Below are 26,319 nucleotides of genomic sequence, written 5' to 3'. Positions count from 1 at the left end.
GAGCGCGCTCCCCTGCCCGCATCGAGGACGAGACATGCCCGCAACTGCCGCTGCCAGACGGGAGAGCACGCCGCTCCCCGAAAAGACCATTTCGCCACTTCTCACATTCATGTTCGCCGCCGCCTGCGGGCTGGTGGCTGCCAATCTCTATTATGGTCAGCCGCTCGCCGGCCCCATCAGCCAATCGCTCGGCTTCAGCCCCGCGGCAACCGGCCTTATCGTCACACTGACGCAGATCGGGTACGGCCTCGGCCTGCTGCTGATCGTGCCGCTCGGCGATCTTCTCGAAAACCGGAAACTGGTACTGACGCTGGTGGCGCTGTCCGCCATCGCGCTCATAGGCGCCGCTTTTGCCTCCTCGCCGTCGCTGTTCCTCCTCGCCTCTCTCTGCATCGGCCTCGCCTCCGTCGCCGTGCAGGTTCTGGTTCCTTTCGCCGCCCACATGGCACCGGATGCCAGCCGCGGCACTGTCGTCGGCAATGTCATGAGCGGCCTGCTTGTCGGCATCATGCTCGCCCGCCCGGCTGCGAGCTTCCTGTCCGAGCTTCTGTCGTGGCACGCGGTCTATATTATCTCGGCCGGTATCATGATCGCGCTGATCGTTATCCTGCGCCTCGTTCTGCCGACCCGCGTACCCCATACGAAGCTGCATTATGGGCAGCTGCTGTCCTCCATGGGCCACCTCGCGCTTCATACGCCGGTCCTGCAGCGACGTGCGCTCTATCAGGCCTGCATGTTCGGCGCCTTCAGCCTCTTCTGGACGACGACACCGCTTTTGCTGGCGAGCCCGGCTTTTGGTCTGACGCAGAACGGCATCGCCCTCTTCGCCCTTGCCGGCGCCGCCGGCGCCGTCGCCTCGCCGATTGCCGGACGCCTTGCCGATCGCGGCTGGACGAAGCTTGCGACGGCCTTTGCCCTGGTGCTCGCCATCATCGCCTTCCTGATCGGCCATTTTTCCGGCAGCGGCTCGTTGCTGGCGCTGATCACGCTGACACTGTCGGGCATCATGCTCGACTTCGGCGTCCAGACGAACCTCGTGCTCGGCCAACGCGCCATCTTCGCGCTCAGCGCCGAACATCGCAGCCGCCTCAACGGGCTCTACATGGCGACCTTCTTTGCCGGCGGCGCCCTCGGCTCGGCGCTTGGCGGCTGGGCCTATGCGACCGGCGGCTGGAGCATGGCCTCCTGGATCGGCGTCGCTTTCCCGGTCATCGCGCTGCTTGCCTACCTGACCGAACGGGAGAAATGATCACGACGGCTGCGGCAGAGCCAGCCGCAGCCAGTCACATTCCCGCAAGCCTGCGCCGTGGAACGGATCGATCAGCGTACCGGAAACGATGCCCGCCAGGATCTGCGGCGCAGGAGGCACCTTGGCAATGGTGGCAACCAGCCGGTCCCTGATCCAGGCCAGCGCCGCCGAATCCGATTGGTAGAAAGGCGTGAACGCCAGCGACAGCAGCTGGAACAGCCGCACATGCATCCGCCGCGCCTTGGCATAGGCTGAAAGAGCAGCCTCGATGGTTTCATGCCCCGCAAGCGCATGCGCCAGAGCCGCGACATCGAGGAGCGCCATATTGGCACCCTGCCCTAGTTGCGGGCTGGTGGAATGTGCCGCGTCGCCGACGAAGACAGTCCGTCCGCTATAGGGTGTTTTCACGGTACGATGGGCATAACGCGCCAGCGTCAGCTGATCCCAATCGGTGATCTGCTCTAGCAGCGGCTCGCATTCCGGCCAGTAGCCGCGAATCCTGTTCTTCCAGCACTCGAGCCCGAGCCTGCGCACCTCATCGGCGTCAGCGACCTTGAGGCTCCAGAACAAGGCCGCCTGTTTCGGCAAATGCGGCCTGCGGCTGCCGATCGGCAGGACGCCGATCATCACGCTCGCCCTGTCGTAGCGCTGCGTCAATGCCGCCTGATCCACCAATCCGTCCGGACAATCGAGCGTCGCCCAGAAGGCGCCGTAGACGAGATTTTGGGCACGCGGCGCAACGGGCGAGGCTGCAACCAGCTCCGAGCGCGCGCCGCTGGCATCGATGACGAGATCGTATGGCCCGAGGCGTTCACCTCCTTCGACGGAAAGATAGCCCTCACCACCCTCCTCCCTCACGCCGACGACCCTCTGCCCGGTATGGATCGGATGTCGCCGTGCGGAGACTTCAGCGTAAAGCGTATCGAACAGCGCAGCACGATGAACGCCGAGCCCATAGCGCCCACCCGGCAGCGCGTTGTAGCGCACATCGAGGACAATGCGACCACGGGTGGTTTCAGTACCGAACAGGCGGTCGATACGATTGCCGGCGGCATGGATTGCAGGACCGAGCCCCAGCGATTCCAGCACGGTCAATCCGGTCGGCTGCAGCATCAGCGCCGAGCCGACGGGGGCCGGGCTGTCGAATCTTTCGATAATATCGGTCGCGTGGCCAGCACGAGTAAGAAAAAGAGAAGCGGCAAGACCGGCAGGCCCGGCGCCGACAATAGCGATCTTCAAGGGCTTCACGATAAGGCTCAGTCCGGCGATTGATCGAAACGGACACGGGCCGCCCGCACGGCTTCATGATTGGCCTCGGCCCAGTTCAAAAGCTGCGCCAGCGGTTCGTAGAGCGAATAGCCAAGATCGGTCATGCGATATTCGACGCTCGGCGGCTTTGTCGGGAAAACCTCGCGACCGATATAGCCGTCGCGTTGAAGCTCGCGCAGCGTCTGTGTCAACATGCGCTGGGAGATATCGGGCACCATGCGGCGCAGTTCGCCGAAGCGATAGGGCCGCTGCGCCAAAGCTTCCAGCAACAGCACCGACCACTTGCCGCCGATCTGCGAGACCAGATCCCGCACCGGGCAATCCGTAAATGTGACCTTGCTGATATCGACGGCTCGCAACGGTACCTTCGTGTTGCGCAAATTGACGACAGTACTGGTGCTCAAGGCGGTTCCCTTTTGGTAACGTAGAGCTAAAAAACTGCCTCCTTTACAGGTCGAAGTCAAACCCCAATGTAGAGTTGGTCTCTTTTTGAGAGCAACAAGCCTCTGCAAATCCGCGGCGGTCAAACAAGGAAAAACATATGAGCAGCACTCTTCTCGTCACCGGCGCCGCGGGTCAGCTTGGCCAGCGCGTCATTCATCACCTTCTGGAGACATACAAGGTCGCTCCCGACCGTATCATCGCCGCTACGCGCAGCCCGGAGAAGCTCGCTGGTCTAGCCGCCAAGGGCGTGCTTACCCGCACGGCCGATTTCGATGATGCTGCCACGCTGGCCGCCGCCTTCGCCGGCGTCGACCGTCTGCTGATCATCAGCACCGATGCGCTCGCCGTTCCCGGCCAGCGCCTGACGCAGCAGACGGCTGCTGTGGAAGCCGCCAAGAAAGCCGGCGTGAAGCATATTCTCTATACCTCCATGCCTGCCCCGGAAGGCTCTCTCGTCAGCTTCGCCCCCGATCACCTCGGCACGGAAAACGCCATCAAGGCGAGCGGCATCGGCTACACGATCCTGCGCGACGCCTGGTATTTCGACAATTATCTGCATGGCCTGCCGCACAGCCTCGAAACCGGCAAGTGGTACACCGCGACCGGCGGCGGCCGCGTCAGCAATATCAGCCGTGACGATTGCGCGCTTGCCATCGCCTCTGCCTTGGCTTCCGAGACGGCTGAGAGCGCCACCTATACGCTGACCGGCTCGACAGCCGTCACCGTCGAGGACATTGCAAGCGTCGTCAGCAGGATCACCGGCCGGCCGCTCGAAGTCGTGCAGGTCAATGACGAACAGTTCGCCGCCGGTCTTGCCGGCGCGGGCCTGCCGCCCTTCGTCGTCGACATGCTTGTTTCCGCTAACGCCAACACCCGCGCCGGCAAATTCGACATCCTCACCAACGACTTCAACAAGCTCACCGGCAAGGAGCCGCAGACGCTGCGCAGCTTCTTCGAGGAACATAAGGCCGCGTTGCTCGGCTGAGTTTTGGGAGGTCGGGCTAATCCGCTATTGCCGCACTTCTGTGTCTGGCCCCTCACCCCAGCCCTCTCCCCGCCAGCGGGGAGAGGGAGTTTTCATGCCTCACGCATTAATTCAAATCGAATGAGATAAGCACCACTTGGCGCTGTCGTCCCTTCCCCCCGCAAGCGGGGAGAAGGCTAGGATGAGGGGCCAGGCACAATGGCACGTCAGCGACGCCACCGCCTGACGAGCGCCAAGCCTATTCTTGCTCAAACCACCTGCCCACAGGCCCGGCGAAAACGCCGCACGGTTTCGGCCATACCGTACTCCAATGCATCGGCAGTCAGCCCATGGCCGATCGAAGTCTCCGCAAGCTTCGGAATGCGCTTCAAGAGCGCAGGCAGGTTGGCAACAGTCAGGTCGTGGCCGGCATTCACATCGAGCCCGTTGGCAAACGCGGCATCGGCAGTCTTGCCGAGCGCTTCAAGGATGACGGCGGCCTTCTGCGGATCGTCATAGCAGCCACCGTAAGGGCCAGTATAGAGTTCGATGCGATCGGCGCCGACTTCCCTGGCGATCTTCACCGCGTCGGCATCGCCGTCGCCATCGGCAAACAGCGAGACGCGGCAGCCGATCGTCTTGTACTTGGCAACGACGTCGACCAGCAGCTCGCGGTTTTTGCGAAAGTCCCAGCCGTGATCCGATGTCGCCTGCGCGGGATCGTCAGGCACCAGAGTCACCTGCTCGGGCTCAGCGGCGGCGCAGAGATCGAAGAACTCGTCGCTCGGATAGCCCTCAATGTTGAACTCGGCTTCCGGAAACTCGTCGTCGATCAGCGCGCGGATATCGGGCAGATCAGAGAAGCGGACATGCCGCTGATCGGGGCGCGGATGCACCGTCAGACCGCTGGCACCAGCAGCAAGTGCGATGCGTCCCAAGCCCGTAACGCTCGGCCAGGGAAGATCACGCCGGTTGCGCAGCATCGCGATGGCGTTGAGGTTCACGGAAAGCTTGGCGGGCATGATCGAAATCCCTGATTTTCAAAGCGGATGATGTGAGCCGTTTTATGCCATTATGCCCAGCAAAACCAACGAGATTCAGACATCAACCCATGCAAAACTTTGATGGGCGTGCGGTACGGGCATCACCGTACAGTGACACCACCGCAAGCCAGGCCATTCCTAGGATATTCGTTGCCGCCGCCTTCGCCTATCGGACGATCGTCAGCGTCTCGGCGGCGCGGGTAATCGCGGTATAAAGCCAGCGCTCGCGCGTATCGCGAAACGCCCAGCTCTCGTCGAACAGCACGACATTGTTCCACTGCGAACCCTGCGCCTTGTGCACGGTCAGCGCATAGCCGTAGTCGAACTCGTCGTAGCGCTTGCGCGTCGACCACGGGATCTCGCCCTCGACTTCCTCGAAGGCCTGCTTCAAGAGCTTGATCTTGGCAGCACCTCGATCCATGTCGTCATCTTCCGGCCGCACCAGTAGGTTGATGCCCGGCTTCGTCGTTTCCCGAGAGGACGTCATGACCTGCCAGAGCGAGCCGTTCAGCAGCCCCTTGGCGGGATCGTTGCGCAGGCAAACCAGCTTGTCGCCGGATTGCGGGTAATCGGCTGTAAAACCTTTCAGCTCGCGCAGACGCTGATTGTAGCGCCGGCGCGTCCTGTTGGTGCCGACGAGGACCTGATCGGCTTCCAGCACCAGCGGCTGCGTGACCTCGTTTTTAGAGATCACCTGCGCAGTGCCATAATCACCATGCATGATCTCCTTGCCCTCGCGCACCTGCATGGCGAGCTGGATGATCGGGTTGTCGCGGGCCTGACGATGAATATCCGTCAGCAGGTAATCCGGCTCTTCGTTGGTGAAGAAACCACCGCCGGAAACGGGCGGCAGCTGCCCGGGGTCGCCGAGCACCAGAATAGGCGTTCCGAAACTCATCAGATCCTTGCCGAGCGCCTCGTCCACCATAGAGCATTCATCGACGATGATGAGAGCAGCCTTGGCGACCGGGCTCTGGCGGTTGATGGTGAACATCGGGGCGATCGAGGTCTTGCCCGTCTCTTCATCTTCGACGGCTTCCTCGCCGCGCGGCCGGTAAATCAAGGAATGGATGGTCTTGGCATTGGAGGCGCCACGCGAGCGCAGCACCTGCGCCGCCTTGCCGGTGAAGGCCGCAAACAGCACCTCGCCATCCACGTTCTCGGCAAAATGCCGCGCAAGCGTCGTCTTGCCCGTGCCGGCATAGCCGAACAGACGGAACAACGGCGAGCGCCCCTCCTTCAGCCATTTGGCAACGGCCTTGAGCGCTTCATCTTGTTGCGGCGCGAATTGCATGGGCCGACTTGGCAGGATTCGGCCGCGAGACGCAAGCAGTAAAAAATACCTGGCAGCTCGGGAATAAATTCGGGAGCACCGGTGTCTCATGTCCGGCAACGCAAATGCGTAGCCTGGACAATCATTGTCCACCACCCGAGGAGAGATATCATGAAGACCCTGAGATTCCTGGCCGCGCTCACTGCGGCATCGGCCTTTGCCACCGCCGCCCTTGCCGCAGCCCCGGTCAAGACGGTCGAAAGCGCCAAGGGCAAGGTGCTGGCCGGCGAAAACGGCAAGACGCTCTACACCTTCAAGAACGACAAGGCTGGCGTGTCCAATTGCAACGGCGATTGCGAGAAAGCCTGGCCGCCGCTGATGGCCGATGACAAGGCCAAGGCGGAAGGTGCATATTCGATCATTACCCGCAAGGACGGGATGAAACAGTGGGCAAAGGACGGCATGCCGCTCTATTTCTTCGTCAAGGATGCAAAGTCCGGTGATGTCGCCGGCGACGGTTTCAAGGGCGTATGGGATGCCGCACGGCCCTGACCGTCCAAATGGCGCGGCGGGAACATCCCCCGCGCCTGACAGCTTCGAGGCGGAGGTGCTGGCGCTCCTCCCCTCGTTGCGGCGCTATTCTCGCAGCCTCACCCGCTCGGATGCCGATGGCGAGGACTTGCTTCAGGACTGCGTCGAGAAGGTTCTGACCCGCCGCGGCCAATGGCGCGGGCTGAACCTGCGCGGCTGGGTCCTGACCATCATGACCAATCTCTATCGCAACGGGCGGCGCCAGCAAGGCGGCCGCAGTTTTGTCGATATCGATGACAACAGCCATCTGCCGGCAGCCGAAACGGACAATGATCCGCTACAGCGGTCGCGCCTGGAAACGGCGCTGAACAGCCTCGGCGAAGAGTATCGCGCCGTGCTGATGCTCGTCGTCGTCGAAGGTTACAGCTATCAGGATGTCGCAGACATGCTTGAGATCCCGATCGGCACTGTCATGTCGCGCCTGTCGCGTGCACGGCAGAAGATGACCAGCCTGTTGAATGCCGACAACGTTGTCACGCTTCGGAGACCAAGATGAACGAACGCCAACCGACCGTGACCGAAGCGGATCTTCACGCCTTTGCCGATGGCCTTCTGCCGCCGGAAAAGCAGGCGGAATTGGAAGCTTGGCTGGCAGAAAACCCCGAGGATGCTGCCTCCGTGGCGGCTTGGCAGACTCAGAACGATGAAATCCGGGCCATGTTCTTTCCCTATGCGATATCGAAGGATGGCGACGCCAACCTAATTTCCGAAAGCAAAAGCACGCCCGACACACCGCCTTTACCGTTACAAAGAAGCCGCAAGCTGATGATGCTCGCCGCATCGCTGGCGCTCTTCATCGCCGGTGCGGCAGCCGGCCATTTCGGCCCGGATCTCCTGGCGCCGCGCGAATTGCAGCTGACATCGATCGAAGCCCTGCCGCAGCAGGCACACTCGGCCTTTGTCGTCTATGCCAGCGATGTCCGCCACCCCGTCGAAGTCGGCGCAGATCAGGAGGCGCATCTCGCTACCTGGCTCGGCAAGCGCATGAACGTCGCCGGCCTCAAGGTGCCGAGCCTGCAGAGACTGGGATTCCAGCTCGTCGGCGGCCGGCTGCTGCCGATCAACGGCACGCCAGGCGCTCTGTTCATGTATGAAAATGCCAGCGGCCAGCGCCTAACAGTGCTGGTGGGCCGCAACAGCGGCAACACCACGACCAGCTTCCGCTTCGCCAGCGACAAGGCCGTCGAGACTTTCTACTGGATCGACGGCGACCTCGGCTATGCCGTCACGGGCGAGATCTCTCGCGACATGCTGCGGCAGGTGGCGGACGAATGTTACAGGCAGTTCTCGTCTTAGTCTGCGGAGACACGAGGATAGGGAAGCCTGCACCCGCCCTCGTGGTTCGAGACGGCCCCTTGGGCCTCCTCACCATGAGGGCTGGTCTTTTGTGCATTCCGGTAAAATCAGGCTGCAACAATTACAGCACGCGCTCCATCCTCATCCTGAGGCGCGAAGGTTCCCTGAGCTTATCGAAAGGACCGAAACCTCGAAGGACAAGGATGGCCCCAAGGATAGCCTGCCCTTTCAATGCTGCGGATCGTTCCCCAGCACGATCGGCTTGCCATGCGGTGTTGCCTCCGCCGCCCGTTGCCAGCTTTGCTGCAAAGCCAGAATCACATCGGCATCTGCAATGCCCTTAGCCACCAACAAGCCCGAAAGCGCCGCCACCCAGCAATCGAAATAATCACTGCCGTCAGGCGCGCGACCAGGCTTGTGCACTTCGGCCGACAATCGCTCGGCCCATTCGCTCCAGGCAAACAGGCCCTTCTCATGTAGATGAACGGTCATGGCGAAAGCCTCTGCCGCCCAGGGCCCGGGAAAGACCGGCTCGCCATCGGTAGATTTTGGCAATCCGGGCGATTGCGCCAGAGGTGACGCGATCTCACACGCGCTCAAGATAGCTCTCCCACGCATCGATCGACACCGTCAGCGAAGGATCAGCCCCCTCGCCCCAGATCTCGGCACCATCGAAGACCACGGTATAGACCCATTGCGGATTTTCACCGCGGCCATGGGCGTTGTCATCGGGGAATACGAACGATCCCTGCACGGCCTCGATGACACCCGTCTTGGCACGGGCATAGCGCGGCAATCTGGTGTGGCCGGTCGGATTGAAGTTCTTCGTCCGCACACGATCGCCGATGGCAAAAAGCGGTGCGGTATCGACCGGCCGGTCGCAAGGGCCACCCTTGGCCAAAACGCCATCGACCATTTCAGCTTTCAGCACCCGCTTCGGTGCCCTGCCCTGTTCCAGCGAATGCCCGGCGCGCAACTCCTCGACCGTTGCAAATCCATGCCGCTCCAGCAGCATGTCGATGCCTCGCGTCCAAACTTCATAATAGCTGGCGGCAAGATAATCGGCCGGCGGAATGCTTTCGCGCGCGTGCCGGCTTTCATCGATGGTCCAGGCTCCGAAAGCACCGCAGGAAAGCGTGATGCCAAGCGCCCGCTTTTCCCATTCCGCATGGAAATAAGGCTCATTTTGTTCGGGCGCGACCGGACCAAACCCCATCTGGCCGCCGAGATCGTGCGGCCCATTCATAATACAGCCTCCGGTGTTCTGGCCACCGCCGTTCCGATCATCGCATCGCGGCTGACGAGATCCGCCAGGGCTTCCTCGCCCATGTCCTCAGAACCGGCCGGCCGTTCCGGGATCACTAGATAGCGAAGCTCCGCCGTGGAATCCCAGACGCGGATCTTTGTCTCCTGCGGCAATGTCAGGCCGAATTCGGCGAGCACGCCGCGCGGATCAATCACTGCACGCGAGCGATAGGCCGGCGCCTTGTACCATACCGGTGGCAGCCCCAGCACGGCCCAGGGATAACAGGAGCAGAGTGTGCAGACGATCAGGTTGTGCGTATTCGGCGTATTGAACACCGCGCGCATATGCTCGCCCTGGCGGCCGGTGAAGCCGAGGCTTGCGATTGCCGCGGTTGCATCGCGCCGAAGCCAGTCGGCAAAGTCCGGATCGCTCCAGGCCTTCGCCACCACCTGCGCGCCGTTGCGTGGTCCAACCTTCGTCTCATAAGTCTCGACGATGCGGTCGATTGCCGCCGGATCGATCAACCCCTTTTCCGTCAACAGCGTTTCCAGCGCTTTCACGCGTGCCTGCATGTCGGAATAGTGGTTGTCGTGGTGATGGTGATGATCGTCGTCATCATGCGAATGGTCGTGCGACATAGCCGTCTCCCGTCTCTTGAACGCTACTTTAGCATCGGCCAGAGACTGAGCACCAGCAGGACGGCCATGGTTATGTTGAACCATTTGAGCCTGCTGGGATCGGACAGCCAATCGCGCAGGACGGAGCCGAAGCCGGCCCAGGTCGATACGCTCGGCACGTTCACGGCGGCAAACGCGAAGCCGACGAGGAGAACCGTGAAGAGATAGAGCTGCTCATTGGTGTAAGTCGCCATGGCGGTGACGGCCATCACCCAGGCCTTGGGATTGACCCATTGGAACGCGGCAGCGCTGACGAAGCTCATCGGCTGCGCATCGCTTTCCGCCTCGCTCAGACTGCGCGATGTCCCGATCTTCCAGGCGATCCAGACAAGATAGGCGCCACCGGCGAATTTCAGCACGGTGTAGAGTAATGGCACCGTATGCAGAAGCGCCCCCAAGCCCAATCCCACGGCAATCAGCAGCACGAAAAAGCCGACGCCGATGCCGAGCATGTGCGGGATGGTGCGCCGGAAACCGAAATTCACGCCGGAGGTAAACAACATCATGTTGTTCGGTCCGGGCGTGATCGAGGTCGTGAACGCGAAAAGTAAAAGAGCCAGAAATGTATCCAGCGCCATGATGCCTCCTAGGACACCGTATCGTGACAAGGCGGCATCCGAAATTCTTCCTCACGCGCACAAAAATGTGACGACGCATGACGGTGCGACATTAGTTCGCCGGCCATACGAAAGCCATAGGGTGATTGTCACGGTGACATGACGGATGTTGATTGAAATCCGGTCGAATGCCCCTATCCTTCGGTTTTCTTTAGCGAGGAAAGACCATGCGCGAACCCATTCCCACCGTCACCCTTCCCTCCGGCATCCTGGTTCCGGCGCTTGGCCAGGGGACGTGGAACATGGGCGAGAATGCCGCGAGCGCCAGGGACGAAATCGCCAGCCTCAAGACCGGCCTCGATCTCGGTATGACGCTGATCGACACGGCGGAAATGTATGCCGATGGCGGCTCGGAAGAGATCGTCGGCAAGGCGATCGAGGGGCGGCGCGACGAGGTTTTCCTCGTCAGCAAGGTCTATCCCGCCAATGCCAGCCGCAAGGGCGCGGTCGAAGCGTGTGAACGCAGCCTGAGGCGCCTGAACACCGATCGCATCGACCTCTATCTCTTGCATTGGCGCGGCAATTATCCGCTCGAAGAAACGGTGGAAGCCTTCGAAGGTCTCAAGGCCGCCGGCAAGATCGAGGCCTGGGGCGTGTCGAACTTCGACGTTGACGATATGGACGAGCTGCTGTCCGTGCCGAATGGCGGCAATGTCGCCGCCAACCAGGTTCTCTATAATCTCTCCCGGCGCGGTATCGAATACGACCTTTTGCCCTGGTGCCAGGAGCGCAGCATTCCGGTCATGGCCTATTCGCCGATCGAGCAAGGCCGGCTGTTGCATCATCCGGAACTGATCCGCGTCGCCAAGACCTATCAAGCGACACCCGCGCAGATCGCCCTCGCCTTCTTGCTGGAGCGAGATGGCGTTATCTCGATCCCGAAATCCTCGAACGCGCAGCGCATCGAAGAGAACCGCGACTCGATCGATGTAGACATCACGGATGAGGATTGGGCCGTGCTCGACGCCGCCTTCCCGCCGCCGTCGCGGAAGAAGTCGCTGGACATGCTGTAGGTTTAGGCAACGGCCTTCTGCTGCGCGACGATCAGATCGATCGCCCGAAAGACATCGATCTTTCGCCAATCAGAGGGATCGCGATAGGTCGGATAAAGAAAAAGAGCGGCAGCGGCGATCTGATCGACCGTCCGCCGTTTTGTCCGGCGTCCGGCGAGCGCTGCCTTAGTGTAGACGCCAAAATAATCTTCCGTCACGCCCCAGCCAGCATAGAAGGGCGCGGCGTAGCACCGAACCGGGATGCCGCGCAGCAGCGCATCGAAACCGAACTGGCTCGAGACGGTCCAGACCTCATCCACGATGTCGAGGATCGAGGCCACCGAGACGGCGTCATCAAGCAGCACAGCATTTCCCGGAGAAGCGCCGTCCGTAAGATATCCCTTACGAAGTCCGGCCATCACATCCGGATGGGTGCGGATGAGGCATTGCGCATCGCTTGCGAGTGCATCGGCGAGCATCTTCTCGAAAGAGGCTTTTGAGCCAAGCGCCCGGCCGACGGAAACATCGCCCACGACTTGATCGACGAGCAGAATACGTCGCTTTGTTGTCCGCTCGACGCGGGGCGGCCGATGCGGAAGATGATTGTATTTCGACAGCTTGTTGAGAACGATCTGCTCGCGAATGGCGCTGCCGAGTTCCCCCACCTCTCCCGCCCCCTCGATCAGTCGCTCAAGTCGTGATGCTCTGTTGGCATCGACGGGCAAGCCGAGATCATCGATAACGATGGAAAGTGGAATGGCGCCGGATTTGCCGAGGTCCATGGACCGCAGAAAGCCGTCCTCCAGATGCCAATGCGGCAAGCGGCGAAACCGCGCAATCCCATCTGCCGCCTTGGCCGGCACGCGACCGCCCCAGGAGACAATGCCGCCAATCCCTGGGGAAAGGATCGAGGCCAGCTTTTGCGAGCCGAAATAATGTCCGAGCCAAGGAAAGTCGCCACGGACGAAGAACGCGGCACCAAGACGCATGTCCGCGGGCGGATGCCACGGCTTGTCGCCGATCTCAGGCAAAGTCTCGCCGGCAAGGATTGCCACCCTAATTCCCCGCTGCAATTGAATTCATCGGCCAAGCCAGGCCGCGATAAAGATAGAGCGGTTCAGCGTTCCACGGAAGCACTGAACCGCTCTGTTTTTTCACGCAATTCCGGATGGAACCGGCTAGCGACGCGGGCTCTTACATTCCCTGCGAGCCGCGGTTCATCGCAGCGATGCCGGTGCGGCAGACTTCGATCAGGCCGAGCGGCTTGATGATGGCGATGAACTGATCGATCTTCGAAGACTTGCCGGTGATTTCCAGAATGAAATGCTCGACGGTTGCATCCACCACCTTGGCGTGGAAGGCATCGGCCAGCCGCAACGTCTCGGCGCGGGTTTCGCCACTTCCAGTCACCTTCAGCAACGCCACTTCGCGCTCGATCGGCCGCTCCTGGCCGAGTTCGCGGGCGCGCACCGTCAGATCGACGACGCGGTGAACGGGAACGATGCGCTCGAGCTGTGCCTTGATCTGCTCCAGCACCTGCGGCGTGCCGCGCGTGACGATGGTGATGCGCGACAGATGCGCCTGATGCTCCGTCTCCGAAACCGTCAGGCTTTCGATGTTGTAGCCACGGCCGGAAAAGAGGCCGATGACGCGGGCGAGAACGCCGGGCTCGTTATCGACAAGCACCGAAAGCGTATGGCTCTCAGCCGCCGCGGTTTCCGGCGAAATGAAATAGGCGGAGCCGGTGGGTTGAAGGTGTGCGTTCATTATCCTTGTTCCGTTTCCTCGGTTCTTGTTGGCTATGCCAGTAAGATCGGGCCGAGACGCGGCTTTAGCGCGTCCCGGTCTTACGATCAAACCAGCTGGCGACCCTTGGCGTCGATGGCGTTGGCAACGGCCTCGTCAGTCGCTTCATCAGGCAGCAGCATTTCGTTGTGCGCCTTGCCCGAGGGGATCATCGGGAAGCAGTTGGCGAGATTGGCGACACGGCAATCGAAAATGACCGGCTTGTCGACATCGATCATCTCCTGGATCATCGCATCGAGATCGCCAGGCTTTTCGCAACGCAGGCCGACGGCGCCGTAGGCTTCCGCGAGCTTGACGAAATCAGGCATCGCCTCCGTATAGGAATTGGACAGGCGGTTGCCATGCAGCAGCTGCTGCCACTGGCGAACCATGCCCATGTACTGGTTGTTCAGGATGAAGATCTTGATTGGCGCATTGTGCTGGATCGCCGCCGACATTTCCTGGATGCACATCTGGATCGAGGCATCACCGGCAATGTCGATAACCAGGCTTTCCGGATGGGCGATCTGCACGCCGAGTGCGGCCGGCAGGCCATAGCCCATGGTTCCGAGACCGCCCGAGGTCATCCAGCGGTTCGGCTGTTCGAAACCGTAGAACTGCGCCGCCCACATCTGATGCTGACCGACTTCGGTCGTGATGTAGGTATCGCGATGCTTGGTCAGCTCATAAAGGCGCTGGATCGCATATTGCGGCATGATGACATCGTCACTCGGCTTGTATGCGAACGAGTTGCGCGCACGCCAGCGCGCAACATCGGCCCACCAGTCGCTGAGGCGGTCCGCCGCAGGCTTTTGCGGCAGGGCGCGCCACAGGCGAACCATGTCTTCCAGAACATTGCCGACATCGCCGAGAATGCCGATATCGACGTGTACGTTCTTGTTGATCGAGGACGGGTCGATATCGATATGGATCTTCTTCGAATTCGGCGAGAAGGCATTGAGACGGCCGGTAATGCGGTCGTCGAAGCGCGCACCGATGCAGACCATGACGTCGCAATCATGCATCGCCATATTGGCCTCGTAGGAGCCGTGCATGCCGAGCATGCCGAGCCAGCTCTTGCCCGATGCCGGGTAGGCGCCGAGGCCCATCAGCGTCGATGTGATCGGGAAATTTGTCAGCTCGACCAGCTCGCGCAGCAGCTTGGAAGCTTCCGGCCCGGAGTTGACGACGCCGCCGCCGGAATAGATGACCGGACGACGGGCATTCTTCATCAGCTCGATCGCCTGGTGAATCTTGTTGAGATCGCCCTGGATCTTCGGCTGATAGCTCTTCTGTGCGTCATGCGCTTCCGGCGGCGTATAGGTGCCGGTAGCGAACTGAACATCCTTTGGAATATCGACAACGACCGGGCCTGGACGGCCTGATTGCGCAATGCGGAAGGCTTCATGGATGACGGCAGCGAGCTGGTTGACGTCCTTGACCAGCCAATTGTGCTTGGTGCACGGCCTCGTAATGCCGACCGTATCGCATTCCTGGAAAGCATCCGAGCCGATCAGCGATGTCGGAACCTGGCCGGTCAGGCAGACCAGCGGGATCGAGTCCATCAAGGCATCCTGCAGCGGCGTGACCGCATTGGTCGCACCGGGACCGGAGGTGACCAGCATGACACCGACCTTGCCGGTGGAGCGGGCGTAGCCTTCGGCCGCATGGCCGGCGCCCTGCTCGTGGCGGACGAGAATGTGCTTGATGTCGTCCTGCTGGAAGATCTCGTCATAGATCGGAAGCACCGCGCCGCCCGGATAACCGAAGATGTGTTCGACGCCGTTGTCCTTGAGCGCCTGCAACACGATCTCCGCGCCTGTCATTCGATTGCCGCTCGCCTGATTATCTGTGCCGGTCATACGTTTGTTCCGCTGTCTGCTGGAGGTCTGGAAAGATGAAATCTCGATTTCGGGCATAAAAAAAGGCCCCTTAGGGAGCCTGTCATCTAGCGCATGGGTGGCTATCGCCGGATGGTTACACCATCCTGCCCATGCGCCTTCCCACCACGATAAGAATGATCGAGTTTTTCATGGGGCGAAGTGATAGACAGAAAATTTCGAAGCGTCAACGCGTGAAGCAATAAAAAATCGCGGACCAGCGGAAACCCTATAAAAAGCGCGGGTGGTCGACAGGGTTTTATTAAGCCACCGTCTCTATGCTCCAGCCACGAATGATTGGGGTAACTGTTTGCTGAATAACGATCTGCAGACATCAGGCAACGCTGGAGATCTTGATCGCCGCGACAAGTTGAAACCGGGAAATCGCTTCCTCGGTCGCGTCGTCGCGTGCAACGGTTCCCGCGCGACAATCGCCGCCGTGGCCGAGGCCGGCGGCACGGACCTGACCGAACTCTGGTCGGTCGGCCGGCTGATTTCCATCAGTGTCGGGAAGAACCGCGTCGCGGCCCTCGTCTATGCGATGAACACGCAAAGCGTCGGCTGGGGCGAAGGGCAGGACAATCTCTTTCGCATCGAGGTCGAGCTTCTGGGTGAGGTTCGCGTCGAACCGGATGGCCGCGAGGAGTTTTCAAGCGGCATATCGGCCTATCCCTATCTGGGCGCGATCGCGCACCGTATCCGCGCCGCCGACCTCATGCGCATTTTCGATGCCGGCAAGGGTAGCAGTTGCGTCATCGGCAAGCTGACGCAGGATGAAAGCATCGATGCCGCCATCCACATCCCTTCGATGCTGGCGAAGCATTTCGCGGTCGTCGGCTCGACCGGCGTCGGCAAATCCACCGCCGTCTCGCTGCTGCTGCACAAGGCCATCAGCGCCGATCCGAAATTGCGTGTGCTGATCCTCGATCCGCACAACGAATTCGCGGCTGCCTTTCCAAAGCATGCCGTCGTCATCGACACCGATACGCTCGACCTGCCCTTCTGGCTGATGCGGCTTGAAGAATTCAGCGAAGTCGTCTTCCGCGGCCGCCCGGCGATCCCCGAGGAACTCGACGCGCTGCGAGACCTTATCCCCGAAGCGAGACGCGCCTTTCGCGGCAGCGATTCCACTCTGATGCGCCGCCAGACAGAAAAGGCCTCGGTGACAGCGGATACGCCGGTGCCCTACCGCATGGCCGATCTGCTGGCGTTGATCGACGAGCGCATCGGCCGCCTTGAAGGCCGCCAGGAGAAGCCGCATCTGCGTTCGCTCAAGATGCGCATCATCTCGGCGATCAACGATCCCCGCTATCACTTCATGTTCTCCAACAATACGATCACCGATACGATCATGGAGACCATCGCCAAGATCTTCCGCATTCCGGGCGACGGTAAGCCGATCTGCACCTTCCAGCTCGCCGGCATCCCCTCGGAAGTTATCAATTCCGTCGCCTCCGTCCTTTGCCGCATGGCCTTCGAACTGGCGCTCTGGAGCGAAGGGGCAATCCATATGCTCGTCGTCTGCGAGGAAGCGCATCGCTATATCCCCGCCGACCCGACGCTCGGCTTCTTCCCGACGCGGCAGGCCATCGCCCGTATCGCCAAGGAAGGACGCAAATACGGCGTGTCCCTCGGCATCATCACCCAGCGTCCGGGCGAGCTCGACCAGACGATCCTGTCGCAATGCTCGACGCTCTTTGCCATGCGTCTGGCCAATGATCGCGACCAGGAAATCATCCGCTCGGCCATCCCGAACTCTTCGATCTCGACGACGAGCTTTCTTTCATCGATCGGCAACGGTGAAGCGATCGCCTTCGGCGAGGCCATCGCAGTCCCGATGCGCATGCGCTTTTCCCAGGTCGAGCGGCATTTGCTGCCAAAAGCCAGCGGAAGCGTCACGAAAACCAGCGAGGATTCGCCGGATACGGTTGATTTGCGTACGATCATCAGCCGCATGCGTTCGATTTCAGGCCCCGATCTCAGCCCTCTCCAGCAGAGTTATAATGCTGCGCCGATGACCGATATCGGAGATGATTTCGACGAGGTGCCCGTCCAGCAGACAATCCGTCATCAGGCGGAACCGAACCTGCCGTCGATCGAACCCTACCGTCCGGACATGCTGCCGCGCACCGCCGCACCGCAACCCGCAGTTCCCTCGCAAACATCGATCGACAGCAAGCTTGCGGAATTGCGCCGCGAATTCCGCAGCGATGAAGGAGGCGCTCGCTCACCCCCGCAAAGGGAACACGCCCCTTCTCTGCGGCGCGAATCCGGCCTGTCCTTGCGGGACAGCATTTTGAAAAAACCCTTGAGCAGCCTTTACGACAAGGACTGACGCCCCGAACTACGGGCTCAAGCGTTCCCAGCTCGCATCCATCTGATTACGGAACCAGGTCATCTGCCGCTTGGCATATTGCCGCGTCGCCGCCGATCCGGTTTCGATGACCTCGGCACGCGTCATCTCCCCCTTCAGCATCGCGGCGATCTGCGCGACCCCGATCGCCTTCATGACGGGCATTTCCGGCGGAAGATCCAATGCCAGCAGAGCCCGCACCTCGTCTTGCGCTCCCATCGCCAGCATCGTCTCGAAACGGCTGTTGATGCGTTCGTGCAGGATAGCGCGCTCGGGTAGAACGACGATCTTTCGTGCATGGTCGGGATCGACGATCATCGGCCCGTTCTTGCCCTGAAAAGCGGCAATGGACCGACCTGTCGCTTCGACCACCTCCAGAGCACGAACGATGCGCTGCCCGTCCTGCGGATTCAGAGTTTCCGCAACGGCAGCGTCGCGTTCCGCAAGCTCACGATGCAGCGCCTCCGGCCCCTCTGTCAGCAACCGACTGCGAAGCCGATTGCGGATATCAGACGGAATCTCGGGCATGTCGGAGAGCCCGCCCGTCAGCGCCTTGAAATAAAGCCCGGTGCCGCCGACGAAGACAGGCATGCGGCGCTCGAGGCGCAAGCGCTCGACCAAGGCGCCGGCCTCACGCAGCCAGATGCCGGTCGAATAGGCTTGGCCGGCCGGAACGTGGCCGTAAAGATGGTGCGGAATGCCTTCCATATCCGCCTCGGAAGGCCGCGCGGTCAGCACGCGCAAGGTGTCGTAGACCTGCATGCTATCTGCATTGATGACGACGCCATCATGCGAACGCGCCAATTCTACCGCCAGTGCGGACTTGCCGCTGGCGGTCGGCCCGGTTATCAGGATCGCGTCGATATTGCTCATAGGGTTTCTGCTCATGGCCTTCGTTGCCACGCTTATTGCCAATCCGTCAAACCCCGTTCTCGTTCCGGCCATCGCCGAACAGGCGGCTGATGCTGTCAAAGCGTCCGGGCTCTATTGGCTTGCCGACGGCATTGCCTGCGATATCGTGCTTCGCGATGGCACCGATGTTGAGGCCGCAGAGGCCAATATACTGGCCGTGATCGGCAGCGCGCCGATCGATCTGGTGATCCAGGAAGCCGACACCCGCCGCAAGAAGCTGCTCATCGCCGATATGGACTCCACCATGATCGGCCAGGAATGCATCGATGAACTCGCCGCCGAGGTCGGCCTCAAAGAGAAGGTTGCCGATATCACCGCCCGCGCCATGAACGGCGAAATCGCCTTCGAGCCGGCCCTGCGCGAGCGAGTCGCGCTTCTGAAGGGATTGCCGCTCTCCGTCGTCGACGATGTCATCGCCAAGCGCATCACGCTCACGCCGGGCGGCCCCGAACTCATCGCCACCATGAAGGCGAAGGGCTATTACGCCGCCCTTGTGTCCGGCGGCTTCACTGTCTTCACCAACCGGATCGGCGCCACCCTCGGCTTCGACGAGAACCGGGCGAATGTCCTGCTGGAAGAAAACGGCATCCTGACTGGCCTCGTCGAGGAGCCGATCCTCGGCAAGCAGGCCAAGGTAGACGCACTGAACGATATCGCCGAGAAGCTCGGTATCTCCACCGATGACGTCATGGCTGTCGGCGACGGTGCCAATGACCTCGGCATGTTGCAGCTTGCCGGTGCGGGCGTCGCGCTCCACGCCAAACCGACCGTCTCCGCGCAGGCAAGGATGCGCATCGATCACGGGGATCTGACTGCCCTGCTCTATATCCAGGGCTATCGCAAGACGGACTTCGTCAAACCATAGAGAGCGCTGAAATCAGGGGCCGCAGATGATCATCACCGAAACCGACCGCCTCATCATCCGCAACTGGCGCGAGGCGGATCGCGATCTGGCCTATGAGATCAACTCCGACGAGACTGTCATGGAGTTCTTTCCGTTTCGCCGCAATCGGGCGGAAGCAGATGCCTTCTTCGATCGCGTTCAGTCGATGATTACGGAAACCGGGCTTGGCCTATACGTGCTGGAGCTGAAGGAAAGCGGCGAGGCAATCGGTTATTGCGGGCTGATGCGGACGGATCACCTTGAGCCGTTCGTCCCGGTCGGAACGATCGAGATCGGCTGGCGGCTGGTGGCGCGGCACTGGGGCAAGGGATTGGTCAGCGAAGCCGCGCGAGCGCTTCTTGCTCACGGCTTCGACAAGCTCGATCTGGATCCAATCGTTTCCTTCGCCGTGCATAACAATGTCAGATCGACCGCCGTGATGGAGCGGATCGGTATGCACCGCGTCGAAGACGGCGATTTCGATCACCCCAATGTGCCAGACACTCATCCTCATCTGCAGCGTCACGTCCTCTACCGGCTGACCGCGGCCGAGTGGCGCTCCGGGCGATGACGACACTCGAAACATCTCGGCTGATCCTGCGGCCATGCCTGCCAGAGGATCGCGAGCTGTTTTATGAGCTGAGCTCCGATCCCGCCGTACTTGAATTCTTTCCCTTCAGCCGCAGCCGCGAGGATGCCGACACCATCTTCGCCATGATCCGGAACGTCATCTCCGAACCCGGCTTCGAGTTTCTGGTCCTAGTCTTGAAACATAGCGGCGAGGCCATCGGCTTCTCGGGATTGTCCAGAGTGCGGCTTGATCCTCCTCTGCCCAGAGATGCCGTGGAAATCGGCTGGCGGATATCAGCACTTCATTGGGGCAAGGGCTACGCAACCGAAGCCGGCATGGCTCTTGTGCGTCATGCTTTCACCGTCCTGAACCTCGAAGAAATCCTGTCCGTCGCCGTGCATGATAACAGGCGCGTCCTGGCGGTGATGCGCAGGATCGGCATGCAACCCGATCCGGCGTGCGATTTCGACCATCCACAAATTCCGGAGACGCATCCGCATCTGAAGCGGCACGTCGTCTATCGGCTGCGCGCCGCCGAATGGCGGGCGCAGCACGCAAGACACATTGAGAGCTGAATTCTACTCCAGCGCGACGGCGATGAAACGCAAGTCACCGCTTGGAGATGCGATCATCATCTGCGCGTTGCGGCGTCCTTCACGCTTCAGCGATGCCACCTTGTCCGAGGCGGCGCTCGGGGTCTGGACGAATTCCTGTGCAACCTCAACGATGACGTCGCCGGGCTTCAGCCCTTTTTCCGCAGCTGCCGAGCCTGGAGCCACTTCGGTGATGACCACGCCATCGACGCTGTCAGCAATGCCGAAGCTCTTGCGATTTTCAGCCGTCAGCGTCGAGAGCTTCATTCCGAGAATATTCGAGGTTGCCTGAACTGGCGGCTGAGCCTGCGGCGATTGCTGCGGATCGCCGCCCTGATCCTGCCCATCCATGCCGTCATCGTCGCCATCGTCTCCCTGGTCGGGATTGATGACGCCATCGCTGTTGCCCTTATCATCAGGCGCAAGCTGCGGCTTCTTGTTCTTGTCGGTGCTTGCCGCTGCCACCTGATCGCTGTCCTCCAGGCGGCCGAGCGTCACCTTGACGGTTTGCTGCTTGCCGTCGCGATAGATGACGACGTCGACTTCCTTGCCGACGGGGCTTTCCGCGACGACACGCGGCAGATCGCGCATCTCGTCCACATCCTTGCCGTCGAATTTGAGGATAACATCGCCCGCCTTGATCGAGCCGTTATCGACAGGGCCGCCCTTGATGACGCCGGCCACAAGCGCCCCCTTGGCTTCCGAAAGACCCAGGCTATTGGCGACATCGTCCGTGACAGGCTGAATGCGCACACCGAGCCAGCCGCGGCGCGTCTCGCCAAAGTCCCGGAGCTGATTGACGACGCCTTCAGCCAGTTCGGACGGCACGGCAAAGCCGATACCGATCGAGCCGCCACTCGGAGAGATGATGGCCGTGTTGATGCCGATGACCTCACCCTTCATGTTGAAGAGCGGACCGCCGGAATTGCCCTTGTTGATCGCCGCATCCGTCTGGATGAAATTATCATAAGGGCCAGCATTGATATTGCGGCCCCGCGCCGAGACGATACCGATGGTCACCGAGCCACCGAGGCCGAAGGGGTTGCCGATCGCCATCACCCAATCGCCGATCCGCATCTTCGAGGAATCGCCGAATTTGACTGATGTCAGCGGATGTTTCGGCTCGACCTTCAGGACCGAAAGATCGGTCTTCGTATCAGTTCCGATCAGCTTGGCCTTTAGCTTCGTGCCGTTCGGAAAGATCACCTCGATGTCATCAGCGCCTTCGATGACGTGATTGTTGGTGACAATATAGCCTGACGGATCGATGACGAAGCCGGAGCCGAGCGAGCTCACCTTGCGATTGCTGTCGTCGTCTTTCTTGTTGTTGAAGAAATCGTTGAATTCATCCTGATAGGGCGAGTTATCCGGCACCTTCGGGCTTGCCGGCCCATTCCCCTCATCCTTGACCTTCTGCGATGTGGAAATGTTGACGACCGCATCGAGCAATCCGGAGGCTAGATCGGCAACCGAAGCCGGCCCAGCACCCATTGCCGGGTTCATGGTGACCGTGGGCATTGCTGCCGGCGATGTCTGATTGGTGGTGGCCGGCACCTGAGCACCCGCGGCAGCACCGCTATTCTGAGCCTGCGCATGCGCCTGTTCGGCAGCGCCCACAACGGGGCCGGCAATCAGCGCGATGCTCGCGAGCAAGGCAAACGAACGGCTGAAAGACAGGCGATTGGTCGAAGCCATCAGGCATCCTCATCGAGAAAGGGAAAACTTGTATAAGCATCAACATAAGGCGGAATGATGAAGCGTGAAATCACCTTTTTGCGAAATCCCCGGACCTCCTCACTGCCGAAGCGGGCATGGCAAGGCGATGCAATCCGCCATAAAGAAAAAGGGCCGCCCCGAGGCAGCCCTTCCGTTCCTTGATTTGACGCCTCAATTGGCCGATGGCGCCGGATTGGCAGACGCCGGCGCCCCGGAATTGGGCGTCGAACCCGTCGGGCTGTCGAAATATTTGAAGAAATCCGACTTGTTCGGCGGCAGCACGAGCGTCTTGCTGCCCGTACCCGCAGCCAGTGCCTTGTTGTAGGCGGCCATCGAGCGATAGAACTCATAGAACTTCGGATCGCGGCTTGAGGCATCTGCGAAGATACCGTTGCGTTCGGCTTCGCCCTCACCGCGCAGTACTTCCGAATCCTTCTGTGCATCGGCAACGATTTCGACGACCTGACGATCGGCGACGGCGCGGCGGCGTTGGCCTTCTTCGTTACCGCGAGCGCGGATCAGCTCGGCTTCCGCCAGACGCTCGGCCTTCATACGGTCGTAAGTCTGCTGCGACACTTCCTGGGTCAGGTCGGTGCGGCGGATGCGGACATCCTCGATGTTGAGACCGAGGGTCTCGGCATCGCGATGCAGATCGTCGCGCACTTCGGTCATCATCGATGCACGTTCGTTGGAAAGCGCGGCTTCGAAGTTGCGCAGACCGTAGACACGGCGAAGAGCAGCATCGAGGCGGGTTCTCAGACGCGATTCCGCTGCGTCGCGATCACCCGATACCGTCTCGCGGAACTTGCGCGCATCCATGATCTTATAAACCACGAAGGCATCCACCTCATAGAACTTGCCGCCGGAAACCTGGACGCGGATATTGTCCAGATCGAAGCGAAGTTCCTGCCGCTGAATGTACTGGACGCGATCGGCATCCATGAAGGCGAACGGCAACTTGAAGTAGAGGCCCGGCTCGGTCTTGACCGCACGGATCTGGCCGAAGCGCAGGACGATCGCCTGCTCCTTGGCATTGACCACGAACACCGACGAATAGATGAGCAGCAGCACTACCGCGAGCGCGATGAGAATGGCTGGCAAACGGCTGGACGTCATTATTTGGCCTCCGGCTGAGTTGCAGCACCGGGCCTGCCCGGCTGTGTCGTGGATTGCTTGCCGATTTCGTTGAGCGGCAGGTAAGGCACGACGCCCTGCTTGTCGTCGATGATGATGCTGTTGGAATTACCGATGACGGACTCCATGGTCTCGAGGAACAACCGCTTGCGGGTTACTTCCGGTGCCTTGACATATTCGTTGTAGATCGAGACGAAGCGCTGGGCCTCACCCTGAGCTTCCTTCACGATGCGGTCCTTGTAGGCAGCCGCTTCTTCACGAATCTGCGCGGCGCGACCGCGGGCCTGACCGAGCTGCTGGTTGGCATACTGATTGGCCTCTTCCACCTGCTGGTCTTCGTTCTGCTCGGCGCGCTGCACTTCGTCGAACGCATCCGCCACTTCGCGCGGCGGCGAGACATCCTCGATCGGCACGGCATTGATGGAAATGCCGGTAGAGTAACGATCGATCGTGTCCTGGATGATGTTTCTGACCTCGGTCGCGATTTCCTGACGCTTGTCGCGATAAATATCCTGGGCCGGACGGCGGCCGACGACCTCGCGCATAGCGCTTTCGGCGACCTGCTGCAGCGTTTCATCCGGCGTTTCGAGGTTGAAAAGATAGGATTGTGGATTGGTCACGGTATAGAGAACCGAGAACTGCACATTGACGATATTCTGATCGCCCGTCAGCATCAGCCCCGCCGTCGAGCCGGCCGAGGAGCGGCCGCCGATATTGCGCTGCTGCTCGGTAACCTTGACGAATTCGACACGATCCATAGGCCAGAAATGGAAATGCAGGCCTGGCATCGAGACTTCCTCGCGCGGCTTGCCAAAGCGCAGTTCAACGCCTCGCTCGTCTGGCTGCACGGTATAAATGCACTGGATCAGCCAGAAAACGGCGATCACTGCGATGATGATGAGAACGACGCCTGCGTTGAAGCCACCGGGCACGAAACCTTTCAACCGGTCCTGGCCGCGGCGAATAATATCCTCGAGATCCGGAGGCCCTCCGTTGCCGCTTCCCCGCGGCCGGTTCGGTCCTTGCCCCCAAGGTCCCTGATTATTTCCACCGCCGCCACCGCCGCCCCATGGGCCACCGCCGCCGCCATTCTGATTGCTCCAAGGCATCAAAACCTCTTTGTTTGTTGACTCCCAGCATCGCGCCGCATCCACGGATTTCTTAGCTCGAAATCCGCGGGTGGCAGCGATTGTTTCCCGTTATAGGTATCGAAGCACCTGCTTTCAACGCGACTTCAGGAAGTTCGTCGGATTCGTTGGAAAATATTTGCTTTTTGGGGGCTGCTTTTATGCTTTTCGCCTGAAATAGCGAACGAAACGCGTCGGATAAGTGTCCTTTTCTCCGGCCGGTACGGCAAGCTCGCCATCGGCTTGCCAGATGCCGGGATCGATCTTCGGAAAGGGGGTATCGCCCTCCACATCCGCTTCCACATGGGTCACCAGCAGCCGGTCAGCCAGACCGATCGCCTGCCGATAGATTTCGCCGCCGCCGAGAATGCAGATCTCGTCCGCATTGCTCTCTTTGGCCAAACGGGATGCGGCCTCGATCGCTTCGTCGAGCGAATGCGCAACGACAACCCCTTCCGCCGAAAAATCGGCGTCACGGGTGATGATGACATTGGGCCGGCCAGGCAAGGGCCTGCCGATCGACTGGAAGGTCTTCCGCCCCATGATCACGGGTTTGCCGAGCGTCATCGCCTTGAAGCGCTTGAGATCGGACGACAGCCGCCAGGGCATATCGCCCTCGCGCCCAATGATGCCGTTGCGCGATACGGCAACGACGATGGTTTTGATCGGCTGGGTCATACGTCTCCCTCAGTCTGCCTCACCGACGCCAATGCGAGTCGGTCCGGCGACTTTACATCATGATGGCCGCAACGGCAGATAGAACGCACCTGTCACGGCCTAGTATCAGGCGCCGCTGTTCAATTTATCGAGCTGACCGGCCAAAATGCCTCCCTCTTCACGATCCCTCGCCATCTTCCGATAGAGCCCAGCCATGCCTTTGAAGATCAAGGCGGCTGGATCACCCTCGCCGAGGAACTCGGAAATCTCCTCCATCTCCGCGACCCAGCGATAGGCTTTCGGATACATGTCCGGAATGCCGTGGACGAATTTCGCATCAAGGTCCGGCAGGCTTTCCTGAAGTTCGCGTTTCAGGGCAACATCGGCGCCCGAACGGATCGCGGCAAGCAGCATGGCGGTGCCGAGGCCCGTCACGCCCTTGTTGATGCCGGCGTAGCACATCTTCAGTGCCGAGGCCGCGCCGATCGCTCCATCGATGCGGCGGACCTGAAGTCCGTACTCGACAAGTACGCCGCTGTCGTTGGCCGCATCGTCGCTTACATAGAGCTTCGGCCCCTTCTGGCCAGGCTTCGGCGGACCGCCGATAATCGAGCCATCCAGAACCGCGCCGCAATCGCCGCCGAAGATCGCCGCAACCTCCGCCATGGTCTTCGGCGAGATCGCATTGCAATCCATATATGTTGCCTTGCTTCCGCTGCGCCGCATCTCGCCAGCAATCTGCTCAGCGACGGCAATCGCCTCAGAGGGCGGAACGATGGAAAGAATAAGACGCGACGCGGCGATAGCGTCCAATCCGACCGGCTCCATGCCAGCTGCTTTCGCCCGCTCGATAGTCGAAGCCGAGCGTCCTTCGAGATAGGTGAGCACCCTCGCCCCGTTTTCGACCAAACGCCGGCCAATGGCACTTCCCATGGCGCCGGCTCCGATGACTGCGATCTCCACGGCCAATCTCCTTCTCCGATCGAGGAAGACGGCAGCATATCGCCTATCGTCCGGCCGGACGAGCGCAATGCCTTGCGGTAACGC

General features: G+C 60.8%; 27 protein-coding genes. 10 read left to right on the top strand and 17 right to left on the bottom strand.

What is annotated here, in order from left to right:
* Positions 1 to 34 precede the first annotated feature (34 nt).
* Positions 35 to 1,249 (top strand): MFS transporter, encoded by a 1,215-nt coding sequence (locus GA0061103_RS25205; RefSeq protein ID WP_092716009.1) that lies wholly within the window; start codon positions 35 to 37, stop codon positions 1,247 to 1,249.
* Here GA0061103_RS25205 and GA0061103_RS25200 read toward each other — a convergent pair whose 3' ends face one another.
* Both GA0061103_RS25200 and GA0061103_RS25195 read right to left on the bottom strand, forming a co-directional pair.
* Positions 1,250 to 2,497 carry an FAD-dependent oxidoreductase gene (locus GA0061103_RS25200; protein ID WP_092716007.1) on the bottom strand — a complete coding sequence of 416 codons (1,248 nt, stop codon included), beginning with the start codon at positions 2,495 to 2,497 and terminating at the stop codon, positions 1,250 to 1,252.
* Between the two features lie 8 nt (positions 2,498 to 2,505).
* Complete coding sequence (locus GA0061103_RS25195) at positions 2,506 to 2,922, bottom strand: winged helix-turn-helix transcriptional regulator (protein WP_092716005.1); 417 nt, start codon at positions 2,920 to 2,922, stop codon at positions 2,506 to 2,508.
* A gap of 137 nt (positions 2,923 to 3,059) precedes the next feature.
* On the opposite strand from GA0061103_RS25195, the gene GA0061103_RS25190 reads away from it, so the two are divergent.
* A complete protein-coding gene (locus tag GA0061103_RS25190; RefSeq protein ID WP_092716003.1) occupies positions 3,060 to 3,947 on the top strand; it encodes an SDR family oxidoreductase in 888 nt (295 codons plus the stop codon).
* A gap of 248 nt (positions 3,948 to 4,195) precedes the next feature.
* On the opposite strand, the gene GA0061103_RS25185 is transcribed toward GA0061103_RS25190, so the two are convergent.
* Together GA0061103_RS25185 and GA0061103_RS25180 are read right to left on the bottom strand one after the other, a co-directional pair.
* Positions 4,196 to 4,948: a pyridoxine 5'-phosphate synthase gene (locus GA0061103_RS25185; protein ID WP_092716001.1), complete on the bottom strand. Its 753-nt coding sequence runs from the start codon at positions 4,946 to 4,948 to the stop codon at positions 4,196 to 4,198.
* A 187-nt stretch (positions 4,949 to 5,135) separates the two neighbouring features.
* Complete coding sequence (locus GA0061103_RS25180) at positions 5,136 to 6,263, bottom strand: ATP-dependent DNA helicase (protein WP_092715999.1); 1,128 nt, start codon at positions 6,261 to 6,263, stop codon at positions 5,136 to 5,138.
* A gap of 150 nt (positions 6,264 to 6,413) precedes the next feature.
* On the opposite strand from GA0061103_RS25180, the gene GA0061103_RS25175 reads away from it, so the two are divergent.
* Genes GA0061103_RS25175 through GA0061103_RS25165 form a run of 3 tightly spaced genes read left to right on the top strand, consistent with a single transcriptional unit; the run spans position 6,414 to position 8,129 of the window.
* A complete protein-coding gene (locus GA0061103_RS25175) occupies positions 6,414 to 6,794 on the top strand; it encodes a COG4315 family predicted lipoprotein (RefSeq protein WP_092715997.1) in 381 nt (126 codons plus the stop codon).
* Positions 6,778 to 7,329, top strand: coding sequence for an RNA polymerase sigma factor (locus GA0061103_RS25170; RefSeq protein ID WP_092715995.1), 552 nt, complete (start codon positions 6,778 to 6,780; stop codon positions 7,327 to 7,329). The genes GA0061103_RS25175 and GA0061103_RS25170 overlap by 17 nt, the downstream gene beginning before the upstream one ends.
* Complete coding sequence (locus GA0061103_RS25165) at positions 7,326 to 8,129, top strand: anti-sigma factor family protein (RefSeq protein ID WP_092715993.1); 804 nt, start codon at positions 7,326 to 7,328, stop codon at positions 8,127 to 8,129. Before GA0061103_RS25170 ends, GA0061103_RS25165 begins: the two co-directional genes overlap by 4 nt.
* A 228-nt stretch (positions 8,130 to 8,357) precedes the next feature.
* Here the strand turns inward: GA0061103_RS25165 and GA0061103_RS25160 are convergent, their stop codons facing one another.
* Genes GA0061103_RS25160 through GA0061103_RS25145 form a run of 4 tightly spaced genes read right to left on the bottom strand, consistent with a single transcriptional unit; the run spans position 8,358 to position 10,630 of the window.
* Positions 8,358 to 8,729 carry a nitrile hydratase accessory protein gene (locus GA0061103_RS25160; protein WP_092715991.1) on the bottom strand — a complete coding sequence of 124 codons (372 nt, stop codon included), beginning with the start codon at positions 8,727 to 8,729 and terminating at the stop codon, positions 8,358 to 8,360.
* Entirely contained in the window at positions 8,716 to 9,375 is a 660-nt protein-coding gene (gene nthB / locus GA0061103_RS25155) for a nitrile hydratase subunit beta (protein ID WP_092715989.1), read from the bottom strand. Before nthB ends, GA0061103_RS25160 begins: the two co-directional genes overlap by 14 nt.
* A complete protein-coding gene (gene nthA, locus GA0061103_RS25150) occupies positions 9,372 to 10,013 on the bottom strand; it encodes a nitrile hydratase subunit alpha (RefSeq protein ID WP_092715988.1) in 642 nt (213 codons plus the stop codon). The genes nthB and nthA overlap by 4 nt, the downstream gene beginning before the upstream one ends.
* A gap of 23 nt (positions 10,014 to 10,036) precedes the next feature.
* The gene (locus tag GA0061103_RS25145) at positions 10,037 to 10,630 is read right to left on the bottom strand and encodes a LysE family translocator (RefSeq protein ID WP_092715986.1); all 594 of its coding nucleotides are present in this window, start codon (positions 10,628 to 10,630) and stop codon (positions 10,037 to 10,039) included.
* A gap of 206 nt (positions 10,631 to 10,836) precedes the next feature.
* Here GA0061103_RS25145 and GA0061103_RS25140 point away from each other — a divergent pair, with 206 nt between their 5' ends.
* Entirely contained in the window at positions 10,837 to 11,682 is an 846-nt protein-coding gene (locus GA0061103_RS25140; protein WP_092715984.1) for an aldo/keto reductase, read from the top strand.
* A gap of 2 nt (positions 11,683 to 11,684) precedes the next feature.
* Here GA0061103_RS25140 and GA0061103_RS25135 read toward each other — a convergent pair whose 3' ends face one another.
* From GA0061103_RS25135 to GA0061103_RS25125, 3 genes are all read right to left on the bottom strand, one after another.
* Entirely contained in the window at positions 11,685 to 12,716 is a 1,032-nt protein-coding gene (locus tag GA0061103_RS25135; RefSeq protein WP_092715982.1) for a capsular polysaccharide export protein, LipB/KpsS family, read from the bottom strand.
* A gap of 139 nt (positions 12,717 to 12,855) precedes the next feature.
* Positions 12,856 to 13,428: an acetolactate synthase small subunit gene (ilvN, locus tag GA0061103_RS25130; protein ID WP_004115886.1), complete on the bottom strand. Its 573-nt coding sequence runs from the start codon at positions 13,426 to 13,428 to the stop codon at positions 12,856 to 12,858.
* A gap of 86 nt (positions 13,429 to 13,514) precedes the next feature.
* Positions 13,515 to 15,308, bottom strand: a complete 1,794-nt coding sequence (locus GA0061103_RS25125; protein ID WP_092715980.1) for an acetolactate synthase 3 large subunit — start codon at positions 15,306 to 15,308, stop codon at positions 13,515 to 13,517.
* Positions 15,309 to 15,636: 328 nt separating this feature from the next.
* On the opposite strand from GA0061103_RS25125, the gene GA0061103_RS25120 reads away from it, so the two are divergent.
* The gene (locus GA0061103_RS25120; protein ID WP_092715979.1) at positions 15,637 to 17,661 is read left to right on the top strand and encodes an ATP-binding protein; all 2,025 of its coding nucleotides are present in this window, start codon (positions 15,637 to 15,639) and stop codon (positions 17,659 to 17,661) included.
* Positions 17,662 to 17,670: 9 nt separating this feature from the next.
* Here the strand turns inward: GA0061103_RS25120 and miaA are convergent, their stop codons facing one another.
* Complete coding sequence (miaA, locus tag GA0061103_RS25115; RefSeq protein WP_092715977.1) at positions 17,671 to 18,552, bottom strand: tRNA (adenosine(37)-N6)-dimethylallyltransferase MiaA; 882 nt, start codon at positions 18,550 to 18,552, stop codon at positions 17,671 to 17,673.
* A 13-nt stretch (positions 18,553 to 18,565) separates the two neighbouring features.
* Between miaA and serB the strand changes: the two genes are divergently transcribed.
* The 3 genes from serB to GA0061103_RS25100 are packed head-to-tail and all read left to right on the top strand — an operon-like array spanning position 18,566 to position 20,620.
* Positions 18,566 to 19,456, top strand: coding sequence for a phosphoserine phosphatase SerB (gene serB / locus GA0061103_RS25110; RefSeq protein ID WP_092715975.1), 891 nt, complete (start codon positions 18,566 to 18,568; stop codon positions 19,454 to 19,456).
* 25 nt (positions 19,457 to 19,481) lie between these two features.
* Positions 19,482 to 20,045, top strand: a complete 564-nt coding sequence (locus GA0061103_RS25105) for a GNAT family N-acetyltransferase (protein ID WP_092715973.1) — start codon at positions 19,482 to 19,484, stop codon at positions 20,043 to 20,045.
* Complete coding sequence (locus GA0061103_RS25100; RefSeq protein ID WP_092715971.1) at positions 20,042 to 20,620, top strand: GNAT family N-acetyltransferase; 579 nt, start codon at positions 20,042 to 20,044, stop codon at positions 20,618 to 20,620. The genes GA0061103_RS25105 and GA0061103_RS25100 overlap by 4 nt, the downstream gene beginning before the upstream one ends.
* A gap of 3 nt (positions 20,621 to 20,623) precedes the next feature.
* Here GA0061103_RS25100 and GA0061103_RS25095 read toward each other — a convergent pair whose 3' ends face one another.
* The 5 genes from GA0061103_RS25095 to GA0061103_RS25075 all read right to left on the bottom strand — a co-directional run bounded on the left by GA0061103_RS25095 (position 20,624) and on the right by GA0061103_RS25075 (position 26,235).
* The gene (locus GA0061103_RS25095; RefSeq protein ID WP_092715969.1) at positions 20,624 to 22,333 is read right to left on the bottom strand and encodes a DegQ family serine endoprotease; all 1,710 of its coding nucleotides are present in this window, start codon (positions 22,331 to 22,333) and stop codon (positions 20,624 to 20,626) included.
* 192 nt (positions 22,334 to 22,525) lie between these two features.
* A complete protein-coding gene (hflC, locus tag GA0061103_RS25090) occupies positions 22,526 to 23,470 on the bottom strand; it encodes a protease modulator HflC (protein ID WP_092715967.1) in 945 nt (314 codons plus the stop codon).
* Positions 23,470 to 24,597, bottom strand: coding sequence for an FtsH protease activity modulator HflK (gene hflK, locus GA0061103_RS25085; protein WP_092715966.1), 1,128 nt, complete (start codon positions 24,595 to 24,597; stop codon positions 23,470 to 23,472). Before hflK ends, hflC begins: the two co-directional genes overlap by 1 nt.
* Before the next feature lie 177 nt (positions 24,598 to 24,774).
* Positions 24,775 to 25,293, bottom strand: a complete 519-nt coding sequence (locus tag GA0061103_RS25080; RefSeq protein WP_092715964.1) for a dihydrofolate reductase — start codon at positions 25,291 to 25,293, stop codon at positions 24,775 to 24,777.
* A 105-nt stretch (positions 25,294 to 25,398) separates the two neighbouring features.
* Positions 25,399 to 26,235: an NAD(P)-dependent oxidoreductase gene (locus GA0061103_RS25075; RefSeq protein WP_092715962.1), complete on the bottom strand. Its 837-nt coding sequence runs from the start codon at positions 26,233 to 26,235 to the stop codon at positions 25,399 to 25,401.
* Positions 26,236 to 26,319 lie beyond the last annotated feature (84 nt).

The organism is Martinezella multihospitum (assembly GCF_900094585.1).
Classification (GTDB): Bacteria; Pseudomonadota; Alphaproteobacteria; order Rhizobiales; family Rhizobiaceae; genus Rhizobium; species Rhizobium multihospitium.
This window is presented reverse-complemented; position numbering and strand designations above follow the sequence as displayed.